The sequence below is a fragment of the Georgenia ruanii genome (assembly GCF_009193175.1).
Taxonomy (GTDB): Bacteria; Actinomycetota; Actinomycetes; order Actinomycetales; family Actinomycetaceae; genus Georgenia; species Georgenia ruanii.
Genome location: NZ_VUKE01000010.1, coordinates 85,647 through 104,298 on the forward strand (window position 1 = coordinate 85,647; position 18,652 = coordinate 104,298).

An 18,652-nucleotide genomic window follows, 5' to 3' on the forward strand; every position below is an offset into this window, starting at 1 on the left:
GCGCCAGTTCCCGGCGAGAGCTGGCGCGCAGCGCAGAGCACGCCGCGCTCAGGCCTCCGGGGCGTGGGCCTGGAGGAACTCGTACACCTCGGTGTCGTCCACCCCCGGGAACGTCCCCGACGGCAGCGGCCGGAGCACGTGGGCGTGCATCTTCGCGCTCGGCCAGGACTTCTCCCGCCACCGCGAGGCCAGCTCGGGGCGGGGCCGGCGGCAGCAGCCCTCGTCGGGGCAGGTGGACCGGGCGCGCCGGGTCGTCTCCCGGCCGCGGAACCACTTCGCGTGGGCGAAGGGCACGCCGAGGGTGATGGAGAACTCCTGCTCCGTCGTCGAGCCGGTCTGCGTGCTGCACCAGTACGTGCCCGCGGGGGTGTCGGTGTACTGGAAGAACTCGGTGGTGCGGTTGCGGCGGGAGAACGCCGCCCGCGCCGCCCACTTGCGGCACAGCAGCTGCCCCTCGATCGCGCCGGTCGCGTCGGTGGGCAGCGGCACCCCGTCGTTCTCGTAGCCCCGGTAGAGGTCCCCGTCGCTGTTGGCGCGGATGAAGTGCACCGGGATGCCCAGGTGCGCGGTGGCCAGGTTGGTGAACCGCTGGGCGGCGGAGTGGTGGGTCACCCCGAAGGCGTCGCGGAAGTCCTCCATCGCCAGGTCCTTGACCGCCTTCTTCTTCTCGAGGAACGCCAGCGCGGCGAAGCGCGGCACCAGGCAGCACGCGGTGAAGTACGCCAGCTCCTGGCGCTGGCGGAGGAAGTCGCCGTAGTTGCGCGGGTTCTCGTGGCCGAAGATGCGGTGCGCCATCGCCTGCAGGGCGAGCGAGCGCAGCCCGTAGCCGCCGGGGATGGACGCCGGGGGCAGGTAGATCCGGCCGTTCTCCAGGTCGGTGATGGTGCGCGTGGAGTGCGGCAGGTCGTCGACGTGGATGATCGTGAACCCGAGCCGGTCGGCCATCTGGGAGACCATGTGGTGGGTCAGCGCCCCGCCGGTGTACCCCACCGAGCGGACGAATTCCTCGGCCATCTCCTCGATCTCGGGCACGTAGTTGTTGCGGGCCTGCATCTCCAGGCGCAGCTCGGTGTTGATCCGCCGGGCCTCCTCCGGGGTGGCGATCGCCGCGCGGGCGCGCCGGTCGAGCTCGGCGTGCAGGGCCACGAGCGACTCCAGCGCGTCCATCGGCAGCCGGCGCCCGGGCCGCACCGGCGGCACCCCGAGGGAGGCGAACACCGGGCTGCGCTGGGCCCGCTCGAGGGCGATCTCCAGCATGGCCCGCCGGTCCGGCGGCGGCTCGGGGCTGAGCAGCGCCGCGGGGCTGGTCCCCAGCGCCTCGGCGAGCGCGGTGAGCAGCGACAGCCGCGGCTCGCGGCGGCCGTTCTCCACCAGGGACAGCTGGCTCGTCGTCGACCCGACGGCGGCGGCGAGCTCCCGCAGCGTCAGGCCGGCCGCGGTGCGCGCGTGGCGGATGCGCCGGCCGAGGACGAGCGGATCCGTGCCGTGTCTGGAATTCTGGGTGGCAGAGGTCTCAGCGGCCATGGTTTGACAGTAGTGAAACTTTGGCGCTTTTTGCCAGCAGGTCCGCTTTGAAGGGGGCCGGGAATGCACCGAGAGTGGATACAGGACGCGAAAGAGCGCGCCGCAGGACCCTCGGAGGAGAGCATGACGACGACCGACGCCCGCCCGCGCACCGTTCCGGTGACCGGGCTGCCGATCAACGACCCGGACCTGGACGCCTGGGTGCAGCAGATCGCCGCCCTGACCGAGCCCGACGAGATCTACGTGTGCGACGGCTCCCAGGAGGAGTACGACCGCTTCGCCGCGCAGCTCGTCGAGGCGGGCACGTTCATCAAGCTCAACGAGGCCAAGCGGCCGGGCAGCTACCTCGCCCGCTCGGAGCCGTCGGACGTCGCGCGGGTGGAGTCGCGCACCTTCATCGCCTCGGAGCAAGAGATCGACGCCGGCCCGACGAACAACTGGGCCGAGCCGGCGGCCATGCGCGAGGAGCTGCGCGGGGTCTTCGCCGGCTCGATGCGCGGCCGCACGATGTACGTCGTGCCCTTCTCCATGGGCCCGGTCGGCGGCCCGATCTCCCGCGTCGGCGTCGAGCTCACCGACTCGCCCTACGTCGTCGTGTCCATGCGGGTCATGACCCGGATGGGGGCCGCCGCGCTCGAGCAGATCGAGAAGGGCGCGGACTGGGTCCCCGCGGTCCACTCGGTGGGGTACCCGCTGCGCGAGGCCGGCGGCGCGGAGCGCCCGGACGTCGCCTGGCCGTGCAACGACACCAAGTACATCGTCCACTTCCCCGAGACCCGGGAGATCTGGTCCTACGGCTCCGGCTACGGCGGCAACGCCCTGCTCGGCAAGAAGTGCTACGCCCTCCGCATCGCCTCGGTCCTGGGCCGGGACGAGGGCTGGATGGCCGAGCACATGCTCGTCCTCAAGATCACCGGCCCCGACGGGCGCGTGTACCACCTCGCCGCCGCCTTCCCCTCCGCCTGCGGCAAGACCAACCTGGCCATGCTGCGCCCGACCATCCCGGGCTGGAAGGTCGAGACCATCGGCGACGACATCGCCTGGATGCGGCCCGGCGCCGACGGCCGGCTGTACGCGATCAACCCCGAGGCGGGCTTCTTCGGCGTCGCGCCGGGCACCGGGGAGTCGACCAACCCGACGGCGATCGCCGCGCTGGACCGCGACGTCATCTTCACCAACGTCGCCCTGACCGACGACGGCGACGTGTGGTGGGAGGGCCTGACCGACGAGGTGCCCGCGCACCTCATCGACTGGCAGGGCAACGACTGGACGCCGGACGCCGGCCACCCCGCCGCCCACCCGAACTCCCGGTTCACCGTGCGCGCCGACCAGGCCCCGTCCATCGCCCCCGAGTGGGAGGACCTCGGCGGGGTGCCGATCGACGTCATCCTCTTCGGCGGGCGCCGCGCCACCAACGTCCCGCTGGTGGCCGAGGCCTACGACTGGGAGCACGGGGTGTTCATCGGCGCCACCGTCTCCTCCGAGCAGACCGCCGCCGCCGAGGGGGCCGTGGGCGCGCTGCGCCGCGACCCGTTCGCCATGCTGCCCTTCTGCGGGTACAACATGGCCGACTACTGGGGCCACTGGCTGGAGATGGGGGAGAAGCTCGGCGACAAGGCGCCGCACATCTTCCAGGTGAACTGGTTCCGCAAGGGTCACGACGGCACGTTCCTCTGGCCCGGGTTCGGCGAGAACTCCCGCGTGCTCGAGTGGGCGCTGCGGCGGGTCAACGGCGAGGTGGGCGCGCGCGACGCCGCCACCGGCCGGCTGCCCCGGCCCGAGGACCTCAACCTCGAGGGCCTGTCCCTCTCCGCGGACGAGCTCGCCGAGCTCTTCGCGATCGACCCGGCCAGCTGGGCTGCGGAGGCCGACCTCACCGAGGAGTACTTCGCCCAGTTCGGGTCGCGCCTGCCCGACGCGATGACCGACCAGCTCGCCGCGCTGCGCGAGCGGCTCGGCGACTGACCTCGCGGACGCGATGCCGCGGCCCCGCCTCCCGTGGGAGGCGGGGCCGCGGCGTCTCCGGGGTGGCCCGGCGTGCGCCCGTCGCCCGCGCGAGGCGGTGTCCCGCCCGCTCCGCGAGACGCGCCCCGGGCGCCGCGGTGGGCCCCCAGTAGGCTCACCGGGTGAGGATCCTGCTGATCGGGTCGGGGGCGCGCGAGCACGCCCTGGCCCGGGCCCTGGCCCGTGACGGACGCGTCGAGCAGCTGGTGGTGGCCCCGGGCAACCCCGGCACCGCCGCCATCGCCACCAACGTCCCCCTCGACGTCCTCGACGGCGCCGCCGTGGTGGCCGCCGCCCGCGACCTGGCCGCGGACCTCGTCGTCATCGGGCCCGAGGCCCCGCTCGTCGCCGGCGTGGCCGACGCGGTGCGCGCCGCCGGGTTCGCCTGCTTCGGACCCGACCGGGAGGCGGCGCGCCTGGAGGGCTCCAAAGCGTTCGCCAAGGAGATCATGGCAGCCGCCGGCGTTCCCACCGCGCTGGCCCGGGTGTGCACCACCGAGGCGCAGGTGGTCGACGCCATGGAGGCCTTCGGCGCCCCGTACGTCATCAAGGACGACGGCCTCGCCGCCGGGAAGGGCGTCGTCGTCACCTCCGACCGCGAGGAGGCGCTCGCGCACGCCCGCGCCTGCCTCGCCAAGGAGGGCGGCGACCCGGCCACCCACGGCGAGCCCGCCGTCGTCGTCGAGGAGTTCCTCGACGGACCCGAGATCTCCCTGTTCTGCCTGTGCGACGGCACCACCGTGGTGCCGCTCGCCCCCGCGCAGGACTTCAAGCGGCTGCGCGACGGCGACGCCGGCCCGAACACCGGCGGCATGGGCGCGTACTCCCCGCTCACCTGGGCGCCCGAGACGCTCACCGACGAGGTCGTCGAGCGGGTCGCCGAGCCGGTGGTCCGCGAGATGGCCCACCGCGGCACCCCGTTCGTCGGCCTGCTGTACTGCGGCCTCGCCCTGACCTCCCGCGGCCTGCGGGTGGTGGAGTTCAACGTCCGCTTCGGCGACCCCGAGACCCAGGTGGTCCTCGCGCGCCTCGAGTCCTCCCTCGGCGAGGCCCTCCTGGCCGCGGCCACCGGCCGCCTCGACCAGGCCGGCGAGCTGCGATGGAGCCGCGGCGCCGCCGTGACCGTCGTCGTCGCCGCCCAGGGCTACCCCGGGCAGGTCCGCAAGGGCGACCCCCTCGCCGGCCTGACCGAGGCGGAGGCGGTCGAGGGCGTGCACGTGCTGCACGCCGGCACGGCGCTCGACGGCGACGACCGCCTGGTCAGCGCCGGCGGGCGCGTGCTCAGCGTCGTCGGGACCGGTGCTGACGTGGCCGCGGCCCGGGCGGCCGCCTACGCCGGGGTCGACCGGGTCGGCCTCGCCGGGTCCCAGCACCGCACGGACATCGCCGCCGGGCGCTGACCTCGCGGCGCCGCGGCGCCTCGGACATCGGCGGCCCGCAGGCACGACGACGGGCCGCCCGGATCCTCGGGCGGCCCGTCGTTCGTACCGTCAGCGCGCCATGGCCGTCTCGGGCGCGGGCGTCGGCTCCGACGGGCGCCGACGCAGGCCCAGCTCGTCCAGCGGCGTGCGGTAGGTCTCCCGGGCGGTGGCCATCGCGATCGCGGAGACCAGCCCGCACCCGCCGGCCAGCACCGCCACCGGGAGCCAGCCCCACGGTCCGTCGCCTGCCAGCCCCGCCGCGATCGCCGGAGCGAACCCGCCGATGAGGAAGCCGAACTGCGAGCCGATCGCGAAGCCGGAGTAACGCACCGGCGCGGCGAACGTCTCCGAGAAGAAGGCCGGCCACAGGCCGTTCACGGCGCTGTACACGACGCCGGCGAAGAGCACGCCGGTGACGAACACGAGCGGGTAGCTTCCCGCGGAGATCGCCCAGAGGTAGAGGGGCAGCAGCAGGGTGCAGCCGACCGCGCCGACGATCCACACCGGCCTACGTCCCACCCGGTCGGAGAGGGCGGCCATGGCCGGCAGCGCGATGACCGCGGTCGCGTTGGCCGCGACCGAGACCCACAGCATGGCCGAGCGGTCCAGCCCGACGGCGTCACTCGAGGCGTACGACAGGCTCCAGACCGCGAACAGCGACTGGAAGACGCTGAAGAGCGAGATCGCCATGACCCGCACGACGTCGCTGCCCTGACGGTGGAACAGTTCGACGACGGGGACGGCGGCCACGGCTTCCTTCTCCTGCTCGGCCACGAAGACAGGCGTCTCGTCGAGGCGGCGGCGGACCACGTAGGCGACGGCGATGACGAGCACGCTGACCCAGAACGGCACGCGCCAGCCCCAGGAGTACAGCGCCTCGTCGGGCAGCGCCGCGACGGGGAGGAACACGATGTTCGCGAGCACCATGCCGCCGGCGAAGCCCGACATGGCGAAGCTCGTGAAGAACGCCCGGCGGCCCCGCGGGGAGTGCTCGAGGGTCAGGGTGCTGGCCCCGGCGGCCTCGCCGCCCGCGGAGAAGCCCTGGGCCAGGCGCAGGACCACCAGCAGGATCGGCGCGAGTGCGCCGACCTGGTGGTACGTGGGCAGGAAGCCGATCGCCAGGCTCGCCACCCCCATGAGCAGCAGGGTGAACACCATGACCTTCTTGCGGCCGATCCTGTCGCCGAAGTGTCCCAGCACGAACGCGCCCAGCGGGCGGGCGACGTAGGCGATGCCGAAGGACGACAGCGACAGGACCGTCGCGACCGTGGGGTCGTCCACCTGGAAGAAGAGCGTGGGGAAGACCAGGGCCGCGGTGAGCCCGTAGACGAAGAAGTCGTAGTACTCGAGCATGCTGCCAAGGAACGCCGCGAGTGCGGCCTTCCGGGCGTTGGTCGTGGTGGGGCCGCGCGTGCCGGCGAGGCTGCCGGGCGTCGGCACGGTGCCGAACTCGGGGTGGGACAGGTGGCGCTGGGGCATGACATGCTCCCTAAGGCGTCTGGGCCGCCGGAGGCGGGCAGGCGGGCAAGGTCGCGGCAGAAGGCTCGACAGAGCCACGGCGGGGGTGCGCCGGGTCGAACGGCCGCCCCGCCGGAGCTCGCACCCCTCCGTCGAGGATGCGCCGGCCGGACGGCCTGGGATGGGCCGACGTTACGGGCGGTGACGCACGGCACCAAGCCCGTCTCCATTGAATGAAAAGTGCGCGTGGGCCCAGGATGGGCGCCATGGCCAGGTCCAGCTCCGGCGACTCACTGCTCACCCGCGTCATGCGCGTGCTCCAGGTCTTCGGGGGGACGCCCAGCGCGACCATCTCCGAGATCGCCGTGCGAGCCGACCTGCCGCTGGCCACCGCCCATCGGCTGGTCACCGAGATGCTCGGCTTCGGGCTGCTGGAGCGCACCGAGGACCGCCGCATCCGCATGGGGGTGCGGCTGTGGGAGATGAGCCTGCGCTCGCACCGGGTGCTCGGGCTGCAAGAGGCCGCGCTGCCGTACATGGAGGACCTCCAGGCGGTCGTGCGTCAGCACGTCGAGATCGCCGTGCTCACCGGGACCGAGGTGCTCTACATCGAGCGGTTGTCCGCCCCGGGGGCGGTGGCCAACATCGCCAAGATCGCTCGCCGGCTGCCGGTCTACGCCTGCTCCTCGGGCCTGGTGCTCCTGGCTCACGCCCCGTCGGAGGTGCGGGACGCCGTGCTGACGGGCCCGCTCGAGACCTTCACCCCGCAGTCCATCACCGACGCCGCTCGCCTGCGCCGGGTGGTGGGGAACGTGCGCCGGCGCGGCTACGCCGTCGCTCCAGGGCTCATCACGGTCGGCTCGAAGGGAGTGGCCGCGCCGCTGCGCGACGCCAGCGGCGCCGTCGTCGCCGCGCTGTCCATCGTCATCCCCATGACCATGGACCACCGCCCGGTCGTCCCCGCGCTCATGGCCGCCGCCCGCGGCATCTCGCGCGCCATGGGCGGTGCGACGCCCGGCGAGGCGGACCTCGTCCGGCAGCGCAATCCGCTGCCAATCTCCCATTGAATGGGAACCTGTTCGCCCTGCCTGTGACGTAGGTCCTAGCGTCGGTCGCACGGCAGAACATCGTCGCCCGCCGGGAGCCCACCAGGCTGCCCCGGGGGCGCGGGACCGGCGCTCCGTCGCGCCGGCTCTCACCACGTACCACCACCCACCCGCGCGGCTTCGTGCTGCCCGGGCTCGCGCACGCCGACGACCGCCGGGTGTGAGAACAGGAGACAACCGTGACCACCACCACCGTCCGCACCCAGGTCGGGATCGTCGGCGCGGGCCCGGCCGGGCTGTGGTTGGCGCACCTGCTGGCGGTGGCCGGGATCGACTCGGTGGTGCTGGAGCGGCGCTCGCGGGTGGAGATCGCCGCCACGCACCGGGCGGGGATCCTCGAGCAGGGCACGGTGGACCTCATGGCGGCGCTGGGCCTGGACGCCCGGATGCGGGCCGAGGGGTACGCCCATCACGGCATCGAGCTGCGGGTGGCCGGGGAGGCGAGGCGCGTCGACTTCGCCGACCTGGTCGGGCGGGCGGTGCAGCTCTACCCCCAGCAGGAGGTCTTTTCCGACCTGGCCGACGGCGCCGCCGCGAGGGGCCTGGACGTGCGGTTCGAGGTCGCCGACGTGGCCGTGCACGACCTGACGAGCCAGGCGCCGTCGATCACCTTCACCGACGCCGACGGCACGCCTGCTCGGCTGGTGTGCGACTTCGTCGCCGGCTGTGACGGCTCGCGCGGGATCGCCAAGTGGGCCATCCCCGAGAACGTGCGCACCGATCACTTCCGCGAGTACCCCTTCGGCTGGTTCGGGATCCTCGTCGAGGCGCCGCCGAGCGCGCCGGAGCTGATCTACGCCGCCTCCGACCACGGCTTCGCGCTGATCTCCCAGCGCACCGCGACCACCCAGCGGATGTACTTCCAGTGCGACCCCACCGACAGGCCCGACAACTGGGACGACGCGCGCATCTGGGACCAGCTCGAGGCGTGCACCGCCGCCCCCGGCTTCGCGCTCACCCGCGGGCCGATCGTCGACAAGACCGTCATCCCCATGCGCTCCTACGTGTGCGAGCCCATGCAGCACGGGCGGCTCTTCCTCGCCGGCGACGCCGGCCACACCGTCCCCCCGACCGGGGCCAAGGGGATGAACCTGGCCGCCGGGGACGTCGCGGTGCTGGCCCGGTCCCTGGAGCGGTTCTACCGCGACGGGCAGCACGACCTGCTCGACGCCTACTCGGCCACCGCGCTGGCGCGGGTGTGGAAGGCCCAGCACTTCTCCTGGTGGATGACCTCGATGCTGCACACCCACCCCGGCGCCTCCACCTTCGACCGGCGCCGCCAGCTCGGCGAGCTCGACCTGGTCACCACCTCCCGCGCCGGGTCGACCTACCTCGCCGAGGCCTACACCGGCTGGCCGCTGATCCCCACCCGCCCCGGCTTCCTCGACCCCGACACCGCCCTCGGCGCCGCCCTCGCGTCCCAGCTTCCGGCCGAGGCGGTGACCGCATGATCCGCCACGTCGTGATGTTTCGGTGGAAGCCGGACTTCGAGGAGAGCCGACGGCGGGAGTGGTACGACCGGCTGCTCGAGCTGCCGGGCAAGATCGACGTCATCCGGTCTCTCAGCGCCGGGCCTGACGTCCTCCGCTCCGGCCGATCCTGGGACGTCGTGCTCGTGGCCGACTTCGACTCCCTCGAGGACGTCGGGGTCTACACCGACCACCCGGACCACCAGCCCCTCATCGCCCTGTCCGGCGCCGGCGCCGCCCAGATCGCATCCGTCGACTTCGAGATCCCCGAGCCCCCTGGGAGCATCGCATGACCACCACCGCACCAGCCCCCGCCGTCGCCCCCGGACGCGTCGCCGGCAAGCTCGTCGTCCTCACCGGCGGCAGCGGCGACCTCGGTGGCGCCACCGCCCGTCTCCTGGCGGCACACGGGGCCACCGTCGTCAACCTCGACCGGGTCGCCCCCGCGGAGCCGTGGGGAAGCGAGGCCATCAGCGACCTCGAGACCGACATCACCTCCGCACCTGAGGTCGAGGCGGCGGTGGCCGAGGTCGTCACCCGCCACGGCGTGCCGGACGTCCTCGTCAACGCCGCCGGCATCATCGGCCGCCCGGCGCCCTCCCACGAGGCCACCGAAGAGGAGTTCGACCAGCTCTTCGCCGTCAACGTCAAGGGCACCTGGCACATGACGAAGTACGTGGTCCCGCACATGATCGCGGCCGGGCGGGGAAGCATCGTCAACTTCTCGTCCATCCACGGCATCACCGGCGGGAAGACGGTCCCGCTGTACCACGCCACCAAGGGCGCCATCCGGCTGCTGACCAAGTCCGACGCCGCCGTGTACGGCGAGCACGGCATCCGGGTCAACTCCATCCACCCGGGGTCGATGGCCACGCGCATGAGCCGCTCCGCGGCCGAGCGCAGCCCCGGCGGCCCAGACGCCTACTACCGCCAGCTCGTCAGCGCCAACGCCTTGCCACGCCAGGGCCGGCCGGAGGAGATCGCCTACGCGGTCCTCTACCTCGCGTCCGACGAGTCCACCTTCACCACCGGCGCCGAGTTCGTCGTCGACGGCGGCTACACGGCCGTCTGAGAGAGAGCAGGAGAACCATGAGCACCCCCCGCGCCGGCACCACCGGCACGATCCACACCGACGTCCTCGTCATCGGCTCCGGCGCCGCGGGCATCGCCGCCGCGCTCAAGGCCGCCCACCAGGGCCACAGCGTCGTCGTCGTCGAGAAGGAGAAGTACCTCGGCGGCACCTCGGCCATCTCCGGCGGCTGGGCCTGGGTGCCCGGCAACAAGCAGGGCGTCGCCCAGGGCGACACCCGTGCCGAGGTCGAGACGTACCTGCGCCACCTGGCGCCCGACACCCTCAACGACGAGATGGTGGCCACCTTCCTCGACGAGGTGCCCGAGGCCATGCGGTTCCTCGAGGAGGACGCCGGCATCGCGGTCAAGTACGCCGACAAGGCCCCCGACTACCAGATGGACGCCCCGGGCGCGAGGGAATCCGGCCGCGCGGTGACCTTCGAGGCGGCCGACGGGCGGATGCTCGGCAAGGACCGCCTCCGCGTCCAGCCCTACCTCATGTCCTACACCGTGTACGGCTACATGCCGGAGATCGGCAAGGACATCGCGACGTTCCTCACCGCCAACCAGAACGTCAGGGACTTCCTCTACGCCACCCGCAAGGTCACCCGCACCTGGATCGAGACCCTGCTGTTCAAGCGGTCCTTCACGCGCACCAACGGCAACGCCCTCATGACCCGGATGATCACCGCCGCGCGGGAGGCCGGGATCCGCATGTGGACCTCCACCCGCGCCGCGGAGCTCCTCACCGGGCCCGACGGCGTGGTGACCGGCGTGCGGCTCGAGGGCGAGCACCGCGGGGTGGTCGAGGCCCGTCTCGGTGTCGTCGTCGCCGCCGGGGGCTTCTCCGGCAACGCCGAGCTCCGCAAGAAGTACTTCCCGCACGACCCGCACGGCGACAACCACACCACGCCCACCATCGGGCACCAGGGTGAGTCCTACCGGCTCGCCCAGCCCCTCGGCGGCCACATCGACGCCGCCCCGCACCAGCCGGCCTCCTGGGGCCCCGTCACGGTGTTCCAGGGGATGCGAGGCCAGAAGCGGTGGTTCCCGCACCTGCGGGCGTTCGGCCTCCCGGGGCTCATCGCGGTGGACCGCGAGGGCATCCGGTTCGCCAACGAGTCGCTCTCCTACCACGACTACGGCGTGGAGATGCTCAAGAACGACGCCGGCCGGGAGAAGACGTTCGGCTGGATCGTCGCCGACCACAAGGCCATGCACAAGTACGGCATCGGCTACGCCAAGCCCTGGCCGTTCCCCCAGGCGCTCTTCACCTCCTCGGGGTACCTCACCAGGGCGGCCACCGTCGCCGAGCTCGCGCAGAAGATCGGCGTCCCGGCGGCCAACCTGCAGCGGACCCTGGACGAGTTCAACGAGGGGGCCGCCCGCGGCGTGGACCCGAAGTTCCACCGCGGGTCGAACAAGTTCCACCACTTCAAGGGCGACATGACCCACACGCCCAACCCCAACCTCGCCCCGATCGACAAGGGGCCCTACTACGCGGTGAAGATCGAGATGGGAGACCTGGGCAGCTACGCGGGCCTGGCCGTCAACACCCGCAACGAGGTCCTCGACGAGCGCGGGCACGGCGTTCCCGGGCTCTACGCGGTCGGCACCGCCGCGGTGTCCGTCTTCGGCGGCGGGTACCCCGGCTACGGCGCGAACATCGGCCCGGCGCTGGTGTTCGGGCACATGGTCGGCCGCGACATCGCCGGGCACGCCGCCGAGCGCACCCGGGCCGCGTCCACCGGCGCGAGCCGGCGCCGGCATCCGGCGGCCGCGACGGCCTGACCGCCCCGCACAGCACCGACGACGACGGCGGCCGGTCACCGGGCAGGTGACCGGCCGCCGTCGTGCGCCGGAAGGGTCCGTCAGGTCAGGACTGCTTCTCCTCGGACCGGTCGCCGGACCACAGCGTGTGGAACACGCCCTCCTGGTCCACCCGGTGGTAGGTGTGCGCCCCGAAGAAGTCACGCTGGGCCTGGATGAGCGCGGCGGGCAGGCGCGCGGCGCGGATGCCGTCGTAGTAGCTCAGCGAGGACGCGAACGCCGGGGTGGGCACGCCGTTGAGCGCGGCCTGGGACACGACCCGGCGCCACGCGGCGACGCCGTTGCCGACGGCCTCGGTGAAGTACGGGTCGGCGAGGAGCAGCGGCAGGTCCGCCTGGCGCTCGTAGGCCTCGGTGATGCGGTTGAGGAACCGCGCGCGGATGATGCAGCCGCCGCGCCAGATGCGGGCCATGGCGCCGCGGTCGATGTTCCAGCCGTACTCGGCCGAGGCGGCCGCGATCTGGTCGAAGCCCTGGGAGTAGGCGACCACCTTGGAGGCGTACAGGGCCAGGCGCACGTCCTCGATGAAGGCGTCGCGGTCGGTGACGTCCCAGGTGCCGGCGTCGCCGGGGAGGGCGGCGCGGGCCGCCTCGCGCTGGGGCACCGAGCCGGACAGCGCCCGGGCGAAGGTGGCCTCGGCGATGCCGGTGATCGGCACGCCCAGGTCGAGGGCGTTCTGCACGGTCCAGCGGCCGGTGCCCTTCTGCTCGGCCTGGTCGAGGACGACGTCCACGAACGCCTGGCCGGTCTGGGGGTCGGTGTGCTGGAGCACGTCCGCCGAGATCTCGATGAGGAAGGACTCCAGGTCCCCGGCGTTCCACTCCTCGAAGATCTTGCCGATCTCGGCCGCCGAGGCGCCCAGGCCCTGGCGGAGCAGGTCGTAGGCCTCGGCGATGAGCTGCATGTCGGCGTACTCGATGCCGTTGTGCACCATCTTGACGAAGTGGCCGGCGCCGTCGGTGCCGACGTAGGTCGCGCACGGGACGCCGTCGACGTGCGCCGAGATGGCCTCCAGCATCGGGCCGAGGCGGTCGTAGGACTCCTTGGTCCCGCCCGGCATGATGGACGGGCCGTTGAGGGCGCCCTCCTCGCCGCCGGAGACGCCCATGCCGACGAAGTGCAGGCCCTTCTCCTTGAGCTCGCGCTCGCGGCGGATGGTGTCGGGGAAGTGCGAGTTGCCGCCGTCGACGATGATGTCGCCGGGCTCCATGTACTCGGCCAGCTCGTCGATGACGGCGTCGGTCGGGCCGCCGGCCTTGACCATGATGAGGGCCACGCGGGGCTTGGCGAGCGAGGCGACGAAGTCTTCCACGGACTCCGAGGGGACGAACGTGCCCTCGTCGCCGTGCTCGGAGACCAGCCTCTCGGTGCGGGCGTAGGTGCGGTTGTGCACGGCGACCTTGTGCCCGTGACGGGCGAAGTTCCGGGCCAGGTTCGAGCCCATGACCGCCAGTCCGGTCACGCCGATGTCGGCCACACCGACGGGCTTCTCGCTTGCCATGTCCACTTCCTCCTGGGGGTTGGGCTGCACAGGCTTCCCCCGAAACGGTACGCGGTCGCCCATCCCGGTGGCCCGCCGGTGCCATGAGTTGCCGGGTGTCGGTCGGTGGCGCCGGCACGCGCGGGCCGCATGCCGGACCGCGGCAGACGCCGCCGGGAACCGGCTGCCAGGATGACGCCATGACGACCACGCCCGGGACCGCGCCCGACCTCGAGGGCTGGACGCACGCCCACTCCGGCAAGGTCCGCGACCTGTACGTGCCCGCCGGGGCCGCGTCGGGCGCCGGCGGCGACGTCGTCCTCGTCGTCGCGTCGGACCGCATCAGCGCCTTCGACTACGTGCTGCCGACGACGATCCCGGACAAGGGCAAGATCCTCACCGCCATGAGCCTGTGGTGGTTCGAGCAGCTCGAGGACGTCGTCCCCCACCACGTGGTCTCCCTCGACGTGCCCGAGCAGGTCGCCGGGCGCGCGATGATCTGCCGGCAGCTGCGCATGTACCCCATCGAGTGCGTGGCCCGCGGGTACATCACCGGCTCGGCGCTGAGCGAGTACCGCGCCAGCGCCGCGGTGTGCGGGGTGCCGCTGCCGGCCGGGCTTGTCGAGAGCGACCGGCTGCCCGAGCCGATCTTCACCCCCGCCGCCAAGGCGCAGATGGGCGAGCACGACGAGAACATCACCTTCGAGGACATGGCGGAGCGGGTGGGGGAGACGGCCGCGCGCCGCCTGCGCGAGACGACGCTGGAGGTCTACGAGCGCGCCGCCGACCTCGCCGCCCGCCGCGGGATGATCCTCGCCGACACCAAGCTCGAGTTCGGGGCCTCCCCGCACCCCGGCGAGCCGGAGATCGTCCTGGCCGACGAGGTGCTCACCCCCGACTCCTCGCGCTTCTGGGCGGCCGCGGACTACCAGCCGGGCCGGCCCCAGATGAGCTACGACAAGCAGTTCGTGCGCGACTGGCTCCTCTCGCCGGACGCCGGCTGGGACCGCCGCGACGGCACCCCGCCCCCGGCGCTGCCCGCCGACGTCGTCGAGCGCACCCGCGAACGCTACGTCGAGGCCTACGAGCTGCTGACCGGCAAGACCTTCGCGGCCTGAGGGCGCCGCGAGGCAGCCGGCGCCGACGTAACCTACGGCACCGTAGCCCGAGGTATCGGTCGCCACCGTTCCATGCCAGACTCGGCGCAGGCGGTCGCCCGTGACCGCCAGTGCGGCCCGTGGTCGTGCCCCTCGAGCATCAGGCGGCGGCCATGAGCCATACCCTCAGCCCAGCAGCATCTCCCGATACCGGCGGCGGCAGGAGCCCTGCCCCGCGCAGCGCCCGCGAGCGGCAGGTCAGCGACTTCACCGCGCTCACGGCGAAGGTCCAGGAGCACGGCCTCATGCGCCGGGCCTACGGCTACTACTGGTCCAAGCTCGTCGGGCTGACCGTGGCCGGGCTGGTCCTGGCCGGGACGTTCGTCCACATGGGCGACACGTGGTGGCAGCTGAGCACCGCCGTCGTCCTCGCCCTGCTCATGACGCAGATCGCCTTCCTCGGGCACGACGCCGCCCACCGGCAGATCTTCGTCTCCGGCCGGTGGAACGAGTGGGTCTCCCTCATCGTGGTGAACCTGTTCGCCGGGATGGGCCTGGGCTGGTGGCAGCGCAAGCACACCAAGCACCACGCCGCACCGAACCAGGTCGACGCCGACCCCGACATCGACTCGGGGGTGCTGGCCCTCACGCCGCAGGCGGCCGCGGGCCGCACGTCCCGGCTCGGGCGCTGGCTGGCCACCAAGCAGGGCTGGTTCTTCTTCCCGCTGCTGCTGCTCGAGGGCGTGAACCTGCACGTCCAGGGTCTCAAGCGGGTGCTCGGGCGCGACCGGGTCAAGCGCCGCTGGGTGGAGCTGAGCTTCATCGGCTTCCGGCTCCTCAGCTACGTCGCGCTGGTGTTCGTGATCCTGCCGCCGGGCAAGGCCGCCGCCTTCATCGGGGTCCAGCTCGCCGTGTTCGGCCTGTACATGGGCCTGTCGTTCGCGCCCAACCACATCGGCATGCCGATCGTGCCGCCCACCGTCAAGATCGACTTCCTGCGGCGCCAGGTCCTCATGAGCCGCAACATCACGGGCGGGCGCTGGGTCGACACGTTCATGGGCGGGCTGAACTTCCAGGTGGAGCACCACCTCTTCCCCTCCATGGCGCGGCCGAATCTGCGCAAGGTCGCCCCGATGGTGCGGGCGTACTGCGAGCAGCTCGGCGTGCGGTACACCGAGACCTCGATCGGCCAGTCCTACAAGGCGGTGCACGACTACATCAACCGCGTCGGCCGGGGCGGGCTGGACGTGTGGGCGTGCCCGCTCGCCACGCAGTACCGCGTCTGACGCCGCGGGGCGCGCAGCTCTGACGTCGCCGGGCGTGCAGGGTGCACGCCCCGCCGCCATTGCACGCCCCGCCATTGCGCGCCCCGCCATTGCGCGCCCCGCCATTGCGCGGCCGGCGGCCCGCGCGGCACCGTGGCCCGGTGACCACCCCCAGGCCGGCCCCGCGCCGCATCGTCCTCGACTGCGACCCGGGCCACGACGACGCCCTCGCCCTGCTCCTGGCCGCCGGGCACCCCGGCGTCGAGATCGCTGCCATCACCACGGTCGGTGGCAACCAGACCCTGGAGAAGGTCACCCGCAACGCCCTCGCGGTCGCCACCGTGGCCGGGCTGGACGACGTCGTCGTCGCCGCCGGCTGTGACCGGCCGCTCGTGCGCGAGGCGGTGCTCACCGACCCGCGCACCCACGGCGAGAGCGGCCTGGACGGCCCGGCGCTGCCCGCCCCGACCGTGGCGCTCGATCCCCGCCACGGCGTCGACGTCATCATCGACACGGTCATGGGCGCCGAGCCCGGGACCGTCACGCTCGTGCCCACCGGCCCGCTGACCAACATCGCCACCGCGGCGCGCCGCCAACCGGACATCGTCGGCCGGGTGGCGGAGGTCGTCCTCATGGGTGGGGGGTACTCCAAGGGCAACGTCACCGCCGCCGCGGAGTTCAACATCTACACCGACCCGGAGGCGGCCCACGTCGTCTTCTCGGCCCCCTGGCGGGTGACCATGATCGGCCTCGACCTGACCCACCGGGCGCTGGCCACCCCCGACGTCGTCGAGCGGTTCCGGGCGCTGGGGACGACGGCGGGCCGCTTCGTCGTCGACCTGCTCGCCTTCTTCGGCCCGGCCTACCGCGCCAAGCAGGGCTTCCCCGCCCCGCCGGTGCACGACGTGTGCGCCGTCGCGCGGGTCATCGACCCCGACCTCGTGCGCGTGCGGCCCGCGCACGTCGCCGTCGAGCTGCGCGGGGAGCACACCACCGGCATGACGGTGACCGACTTCGCCGGCCGGGCGGGCCAGGAGCTCGACCACCTGGTGGCCACCGATCTGGACGTGCACCGGTTCTGGGACCTCGTGCTGGGGGCCGTGGGCCGGCTGGCGTGACCGCTGCGCGCTCGGCGGGCGGCCGGGAGCGGCCGCTGTGGCCGGGCTCTCGCCCCGCATGGACGGCCCCTCGGACGGGTTGGGGCGAGCGGTTACCCTGACCTCGCCGTCGCCGAGACACCAGGAGCGAAGTAATGGGACGCATCGTCGTCGAGGTCATGCCGAAGCCGGAGATCCTCGATCCCCAGGGCAAGGCTGTCGCCGGGGCGCTGCCGCGGCTGGGCCTGGACCAGTTCACCGGCGTGCGCCAGGGCAAGCGCTTCGAGCTGAGCGTCGAGGGAGCCGTCACGCCGGAGCTCATCGACGCAGCCCGCCAGGCGGCCGAGACGGCGCTGTCCAACCCGATCATCGAGGACGTCGTGGGCGTCTACGACGCCGAGGAGCAGCGCTGATGTCCGCCGCCAGCGGCGCCCGGATCGGCGTCGTCACCTTCCCCGGCACCCTGGACGACCGCGACGCCCAGCGGGCCGTCCGCCTCGCCGGCGCCCAGCCGGTCGCCCTGTGGCACGCCGACGCGGACCTGCGCGGCGTCGACGCCGTCGTCCTGCCCGGTGGCTTCTCCTACGGCGACTACCTGCGCTGCGGCGCGATCGCCCGGTTCGCGCCGGTGATGGGCGAGGTCGTGGCGGCCGCTCAGGGCGGGCTGCCCGTGCTCGGCATCTGCAACGGCTTCCAGATCCTGTGCGAGGCCCACCTGCTGCCCGGCGCGCTCATCCGCAACGACCACCAGCACTTCATCTGCCGGGACCAGCAGCTGCGGGTGGAGAGCACGCGCACCCCGTGGACCGCCGACCTCGCGGCCGACGAGGTGATCACCATCCCGCTGAAGAACGGCGAGGGCGGCTTCGTCGCCGACGAGGACACGCTGAACCGGATCGAGGGGGAGGGACAGGTCGTCTTCCGCTACGCGGGGATGAACCCCAACGGCTCCCTGCGCGACATCGCCGGCGTGAGCAACGCGCGCGGCAACGTCGTCGGGCTCATGCCGCACCCCGAGCACGCCGTCGAGCCCGGCTTCGGCCCGGACGCGCCGGGCGCGCCGCGCGGAGGCACCGACGGGCTGAAGCTGTTCACCTCGGTGATCGGCTCGCTCGTCGCCGCCTGAGAAGCCGCGAGAGCGACGCGCTGCGGAAGACACCGTTCCGAAAAACCGGTCGTCACGTGCCCGGCAAGGGTAGGGTCTCCGACAGCCGTCTAAGATACCCGGCGACGGTCTTCGAAGGAGGAAGACGATGGCGGATCTCGACGCCAGCACGCTGAGCGGGGAGTGGATCTTCGACCCCGACCACACCCGGATCGGGTTCTCCGCCCGGCACGCCATGGTGACGAAGGTCCGGGGGGCCTTCAACGACGTCGACGGGCACATCCACGTCGACGCCGCGAGCCCGGGCAACTCCACCGTCGAGGTCCGGGTCAAGACCGCGAGCGTGGACACCCGCAACGCCCAGCGCGACGAGCACCTGCGCAGCGCGGACTTCTTCGACGTCGAGCGCTACCCGGAGATCGTCTTCACCAGCTCCACCGTGGACGAGGTCGAGGACAACACCTTCATGGTGGTCGGCGACCTCACCATCCGGGGCATCTCCAAGCAGGTGGCCATCCCGCTCGACCTCGTCGGGGTCCACCGCGACGCCACCGGCCAGCTGCGCGCCGGCTTCGAGGGCACCCGTCGGGTCAACCGCCGCGACTGGGGACTGGAGTGGCAGGTCGCCCTGGACACCGGCGGCGTCCTCGTCTCGGAGAAGATCACCCTCGAGTTCGAGATCTCCGCGGTCAAGGTCGAGGACCAGGCGGCCGGCGCCGCCTGAG

16 protein-coding genes are annotated in these 18,652 nt (G+C 72.8%); 13 read left to right on the forward strand and 3 right to left on the reverse strand.

The window, feature by feature from the left end:
- Positions 1 to 48 precede the first annotated feature (48 nt).
- Positions 49 to 1,524, reverse strand: a complete 1,476-nt coding sequence (locus tag GD880_RS11250; protein ID WP_152231713.1) for a helix-turn-helix domain-containing protein — start codon at positions 1,522 to 1,524, stop codon at positions 49 to 51.
- A 123-nt stretch (positions 1,525 to 1,647) separates the two neighbouring features.
- Here GD880_RS11250 and GD880_RS11255 point away from each other — a divergent pair, with 123 nt between their 5' ends.
- On the forward strand, positions 1,648 to 3,489 hold the full coding sequence (locus tag GD880_RS11255) for a phosphoenolpyruvate carboxykinase (GTP) (protein ID WP_152231714.1): 1,842 nt from the start codon (positions 1,648 to 1,650) through the stop codon (positions 3,487 to 3,489).
- Between the two features lie 161 nt (positions 3,490 to 3,650).
- Positions 3,651 to 4,928: a phosphoribosylamine--glycine ligase gene (gene purD / locus GD880_RS11260; RefSeq protein WP_152231715.1), complete on the forward strand. Its 1,278-nt coding sequence runs from the start codon at positions 3,651 to 3,653 to the stop codon at positions 4,926 to 4,928.
- Positions 4,929 to 5,018: 90 nt separating this feature from the next.
- Here purD and GD880_RS11265 read toward each other — a convergent pair whose 3' ends face one another.
- Positions 5,019 to 6,428, reverse strand: a complete 1,410-nt coding sequence (locus tag GD880_RS11265; RefSeq protein ID WP_152231716.1) for an MFS transporter — start codon at positions 6,426 to 6,428, stop codon at positions 5,019 to 5,021.
- A gap of 245 nt (positions 6,429 to 6,673) precedes the next feature.
- On the opposite strand from GD880_RS11265, the gene GD880_RS11270 reads away from it, so the two are divergent.
- The 5 genes from GD880_RS11270 (at position 6,674) to GD880_RS11290 (ending at position 11,844) form a co-directional block, all read left to right on the forward strand.
- The gene (locus tag GD880_RS11270) at positions 6,674 to 7,474 is read left to right on the forward strand and encodes an IclR family transcriptional regulator (protein ID WP_152231717.1); all 801 of its coding nucleotides are present in this window, start codon (positions 6,674 to 6,676) and stop codon (positions 7,472 to 7,474) included.
- Positions 7,475 to 7,692: 218 nt separating this feature from the next.
- Positions 7,693 to 8,964, forward strand: a complete 1,272-nt coding sequence (locus GD880_RS11275; protein ID WP_152231718.1) for a 4-hydroxybenzoate 3-monooxygenase — start codon at positions 7,693 to 7,695, stop codon at positions 8,962 to 8,964.
- The gene (locus GD880_RS11280; RefSeq protein WP_152231719.1) at positions 8,961 to 9,275 is read left to right on the forward strand and encodes a Dabb family protein; all 315 of its coding nucleotides are present in this window, start codon (positions 8,961 to 8,963) and stop codon (positions 9,273 to 9,275) included. The genes GD880_RS11275 and GD880_RS11280 overlap by 4 nt, the downstream gene beginning before the upstream one ends.
- Complete coding sequence (locus GD880_RS11285) at positions 9,272 to 10,054, forward strand: SDR family NAD(P)-dependent oxidoreductase (protein ID WP_152231720.1); 783 nt, start codon at positions 9,272 to 9,274, stop codon at positions 10,052 to 10,054. Before GD880_RS11280 ends, GD880_RS11285 begins: the two co-directional genes overlap by 4 nt.
- Before the next feature lie 17 nt (positions 10,055 to 10,071).
- On the forward strand, positions 10,072 to 11,844 hold the full coding sequence (locus GD880_RS11290; protein ID WP_152231721.1) for an FAD-dependent oxidoreductase: 1,773 nt from the start codon (positions 10,072 to 10,074) through the stop codon (positions 11,842 to 11,844).
- An 85-nt stretch (positions 11,845 to 11,929) separates the two neighbouring features.
- On the opposite strand, the gene gndA is transcribed toward GD880_RS11290, so the two are convergent.
- On the reverse strand, positions 11,930 to 13,384 hold the full coding sequence (gndA, locus tag GD880_RS11295) for an NADP-dependent phosphogluconate dehydrogenase (protein ID WP_152231722.1): 1,455 nt from the start codon (positions 13,382 to 13,384) through the stop codon (positions 11,930 to 11,932).
- A gap of 179 nt (positions 13,385 to 13,563) precedes the next feature.
- Here gndA and GD880_RS11300 point away from each other — a divergent pair, with 179 nt between their 5' ends.
- The 6 genes from GD880_RS11300 (at position 13,564) to GD880_RS11325 (ending at position 18,651) form a co-directional block, all read left to right on the forward strand.
- On the forward strand, positions 13,564 to 14,481 hold the full coding sequence (locus tag GD880_RS11300) for a phosphoribosylaminoimidazolesuccinocarboxamide synthase (protein WP_152231723.1): 918 nt from the start codon (positions 13,564 to 13,566) through the stop codon (positions 14,479 to 14,481).
- Positions 14,482 to 14,633: 152 nt separating this feature from the next.
- Positions 14,634 to 15,746, forward strand: a complete 1,113-nt coding sequence (locus GD880_RS11305) for a fatty acid desaturase family protein (protein WP_152231724.1) — start codon at positions 14,634 to 14,636, stop codon at positions 15,744 to 15,746.
- Positions 15,747 to 15,886: 140 nt separating this feature from the next.
- Entirely contained in the window at positions 15,887 to 16,843 is a 957-nt protein-coding gene (locus GD880_RS11310; protein WP_152231725.1) for a nucleoside hydrolase, read from the forward strand.
- Between the two features lie 134 nt (positions 16,844 to 16,977).
- Positions 16,978 to 17,235, forward strand: coding sequence for a phosphoribosylformylglycinamidine synthase subunit PurS (locus tag GD880_RS11315; RefSeq protein WP_152231726.1), 258 nt, complete (start codon positions 16,978 to 16,980; stop codon positions 17,233 to 17,235).
- Positions 17,235 to 17,948, forward strand: coding sequence for a phosphoribosylformylglycinamidine synthase subunit PurQ (gene purQ / locus GD880_RS11320; RefSeq protein WP_152231727.1), 714 nt, complete (start codon positions 17,235 to 17,237; stop codon positions 17,946 to 17,948). The genes GD880_RS11315 and purQ overlap by 1 nt, the downstream gene beginning before the upstream one ends.
- 127 nt (positions 17,949 to 18,075) lie before the next feature.
- Positions 18,076 to 18,651 (forward strand): YceI family protein, encoded by a 576-nt coding sequence (locus GD880_RS11325; RefSeq protein ID WP_152231728.1) that lies wholly within the window; start codon positions 18,076 to 18,078, stop codon positions 18,649 to 18,651.
- Position 18,652: the final 1 nt, after the last annotated feature.

What these genes read in the sequence shown, in the direction of transcription:
- GD880_RS11265 (WP_152231716.1), bottom strand. Translation starts at nt 6,428, where the DNA reads ATGCCCCAGCGCCACCTGTCCCACCCCGAGTTCGGCACCGTGCCGACG.
- GD880_RS11255 (WP_152231714.1), top strand. Translation starts at nt 1,648, where the DNA reads ATGACGACGACCGACGCCCGCCCGCGCACCGTTCCGGTGACCGGGCTG.
- GD880_RS11315 (WP_152231726.1), top strand. Translation starts at nt 16,978, where the DNA reads ATGGGACGCATCGTCGTCGAGGTCATGCCGAAGCCGGAGATCCTCGAT.
- purQ (WP_152231727.1), top strand. Translation starts at nt 17,235, where the DNA reads ATGTCCGCCGCCAGCGGCGCCCGGATCGGCGTCGTCACCTTCCCCGGC.
- gndA (WP_152231722.1), bottom strand. Translation starts at nt 13,384, where the DNA reads ATGGCAAGCGAGAAGCCCGTCGGTGTGGCCGACATCGGCGTGACCGGA.
- GD880_RS11325 (WP_152231728.1), top strand. Translation starts at nt 18,076, where the DNA reads ATGGCGGATCTCGACGCCAGCACGCTGAGCGGGGAGTGGATCTTCGAC.
- GD880_RS11250 (WP_152231713.1), bottom strand. Translation starts at nt 1,524, where the DNA reads ATGGCCGCTGAGACCTCTGCCACCCAGAATTCCAGACACGGCACGGAT.
- GD880_RS11270 (WP_152231717.1), top strand. Translation starts at nt 6,674, where the DNA reads ATGGCCAGGTCCAGCTCCGGCGACTCACTGCTCACCCGCGTCATGCGC.
- GD880_RS11300 (WP_152231723.1), top strand. Translation starts at nt 13,564, where the DNA reads ATGACGACCACGCCCGGGACCGCGCCCGACCTCGAGGGCTGGACGCAC.
- GD880_RS11280 (WP_152231719.1), top strand. Translation starts at nt 8,961, where the DNA reads ATGATCCGCCACGTCGTGATGTTTCGGTGGAAGCCGGACTTCGAGGAG.
- GD880_RS11285 (WP_152231720.1), top strand. Translation starts at nt 9,272, where the DNA reads ATGACCACCACCGCACCAGCCCCCGCCGTCGCCCCCGGACGCGTCGCC.
- GD880_RS11290 (WP_152231721.1), top strand. Translation starts at nt 10,072, where the DNA reads ATGAGCACCCCCCGCGCCGGCACCACCGGCACGATCCACACCGACGTC.
- GD880_RS11305 (WP_152231724.1), top strand. Translation starts at nt 14,634, where the DNA reads ATGAGCCATACCCTCAGCCCAGCAGCATCTCCCGATACCGGCGGCGGC.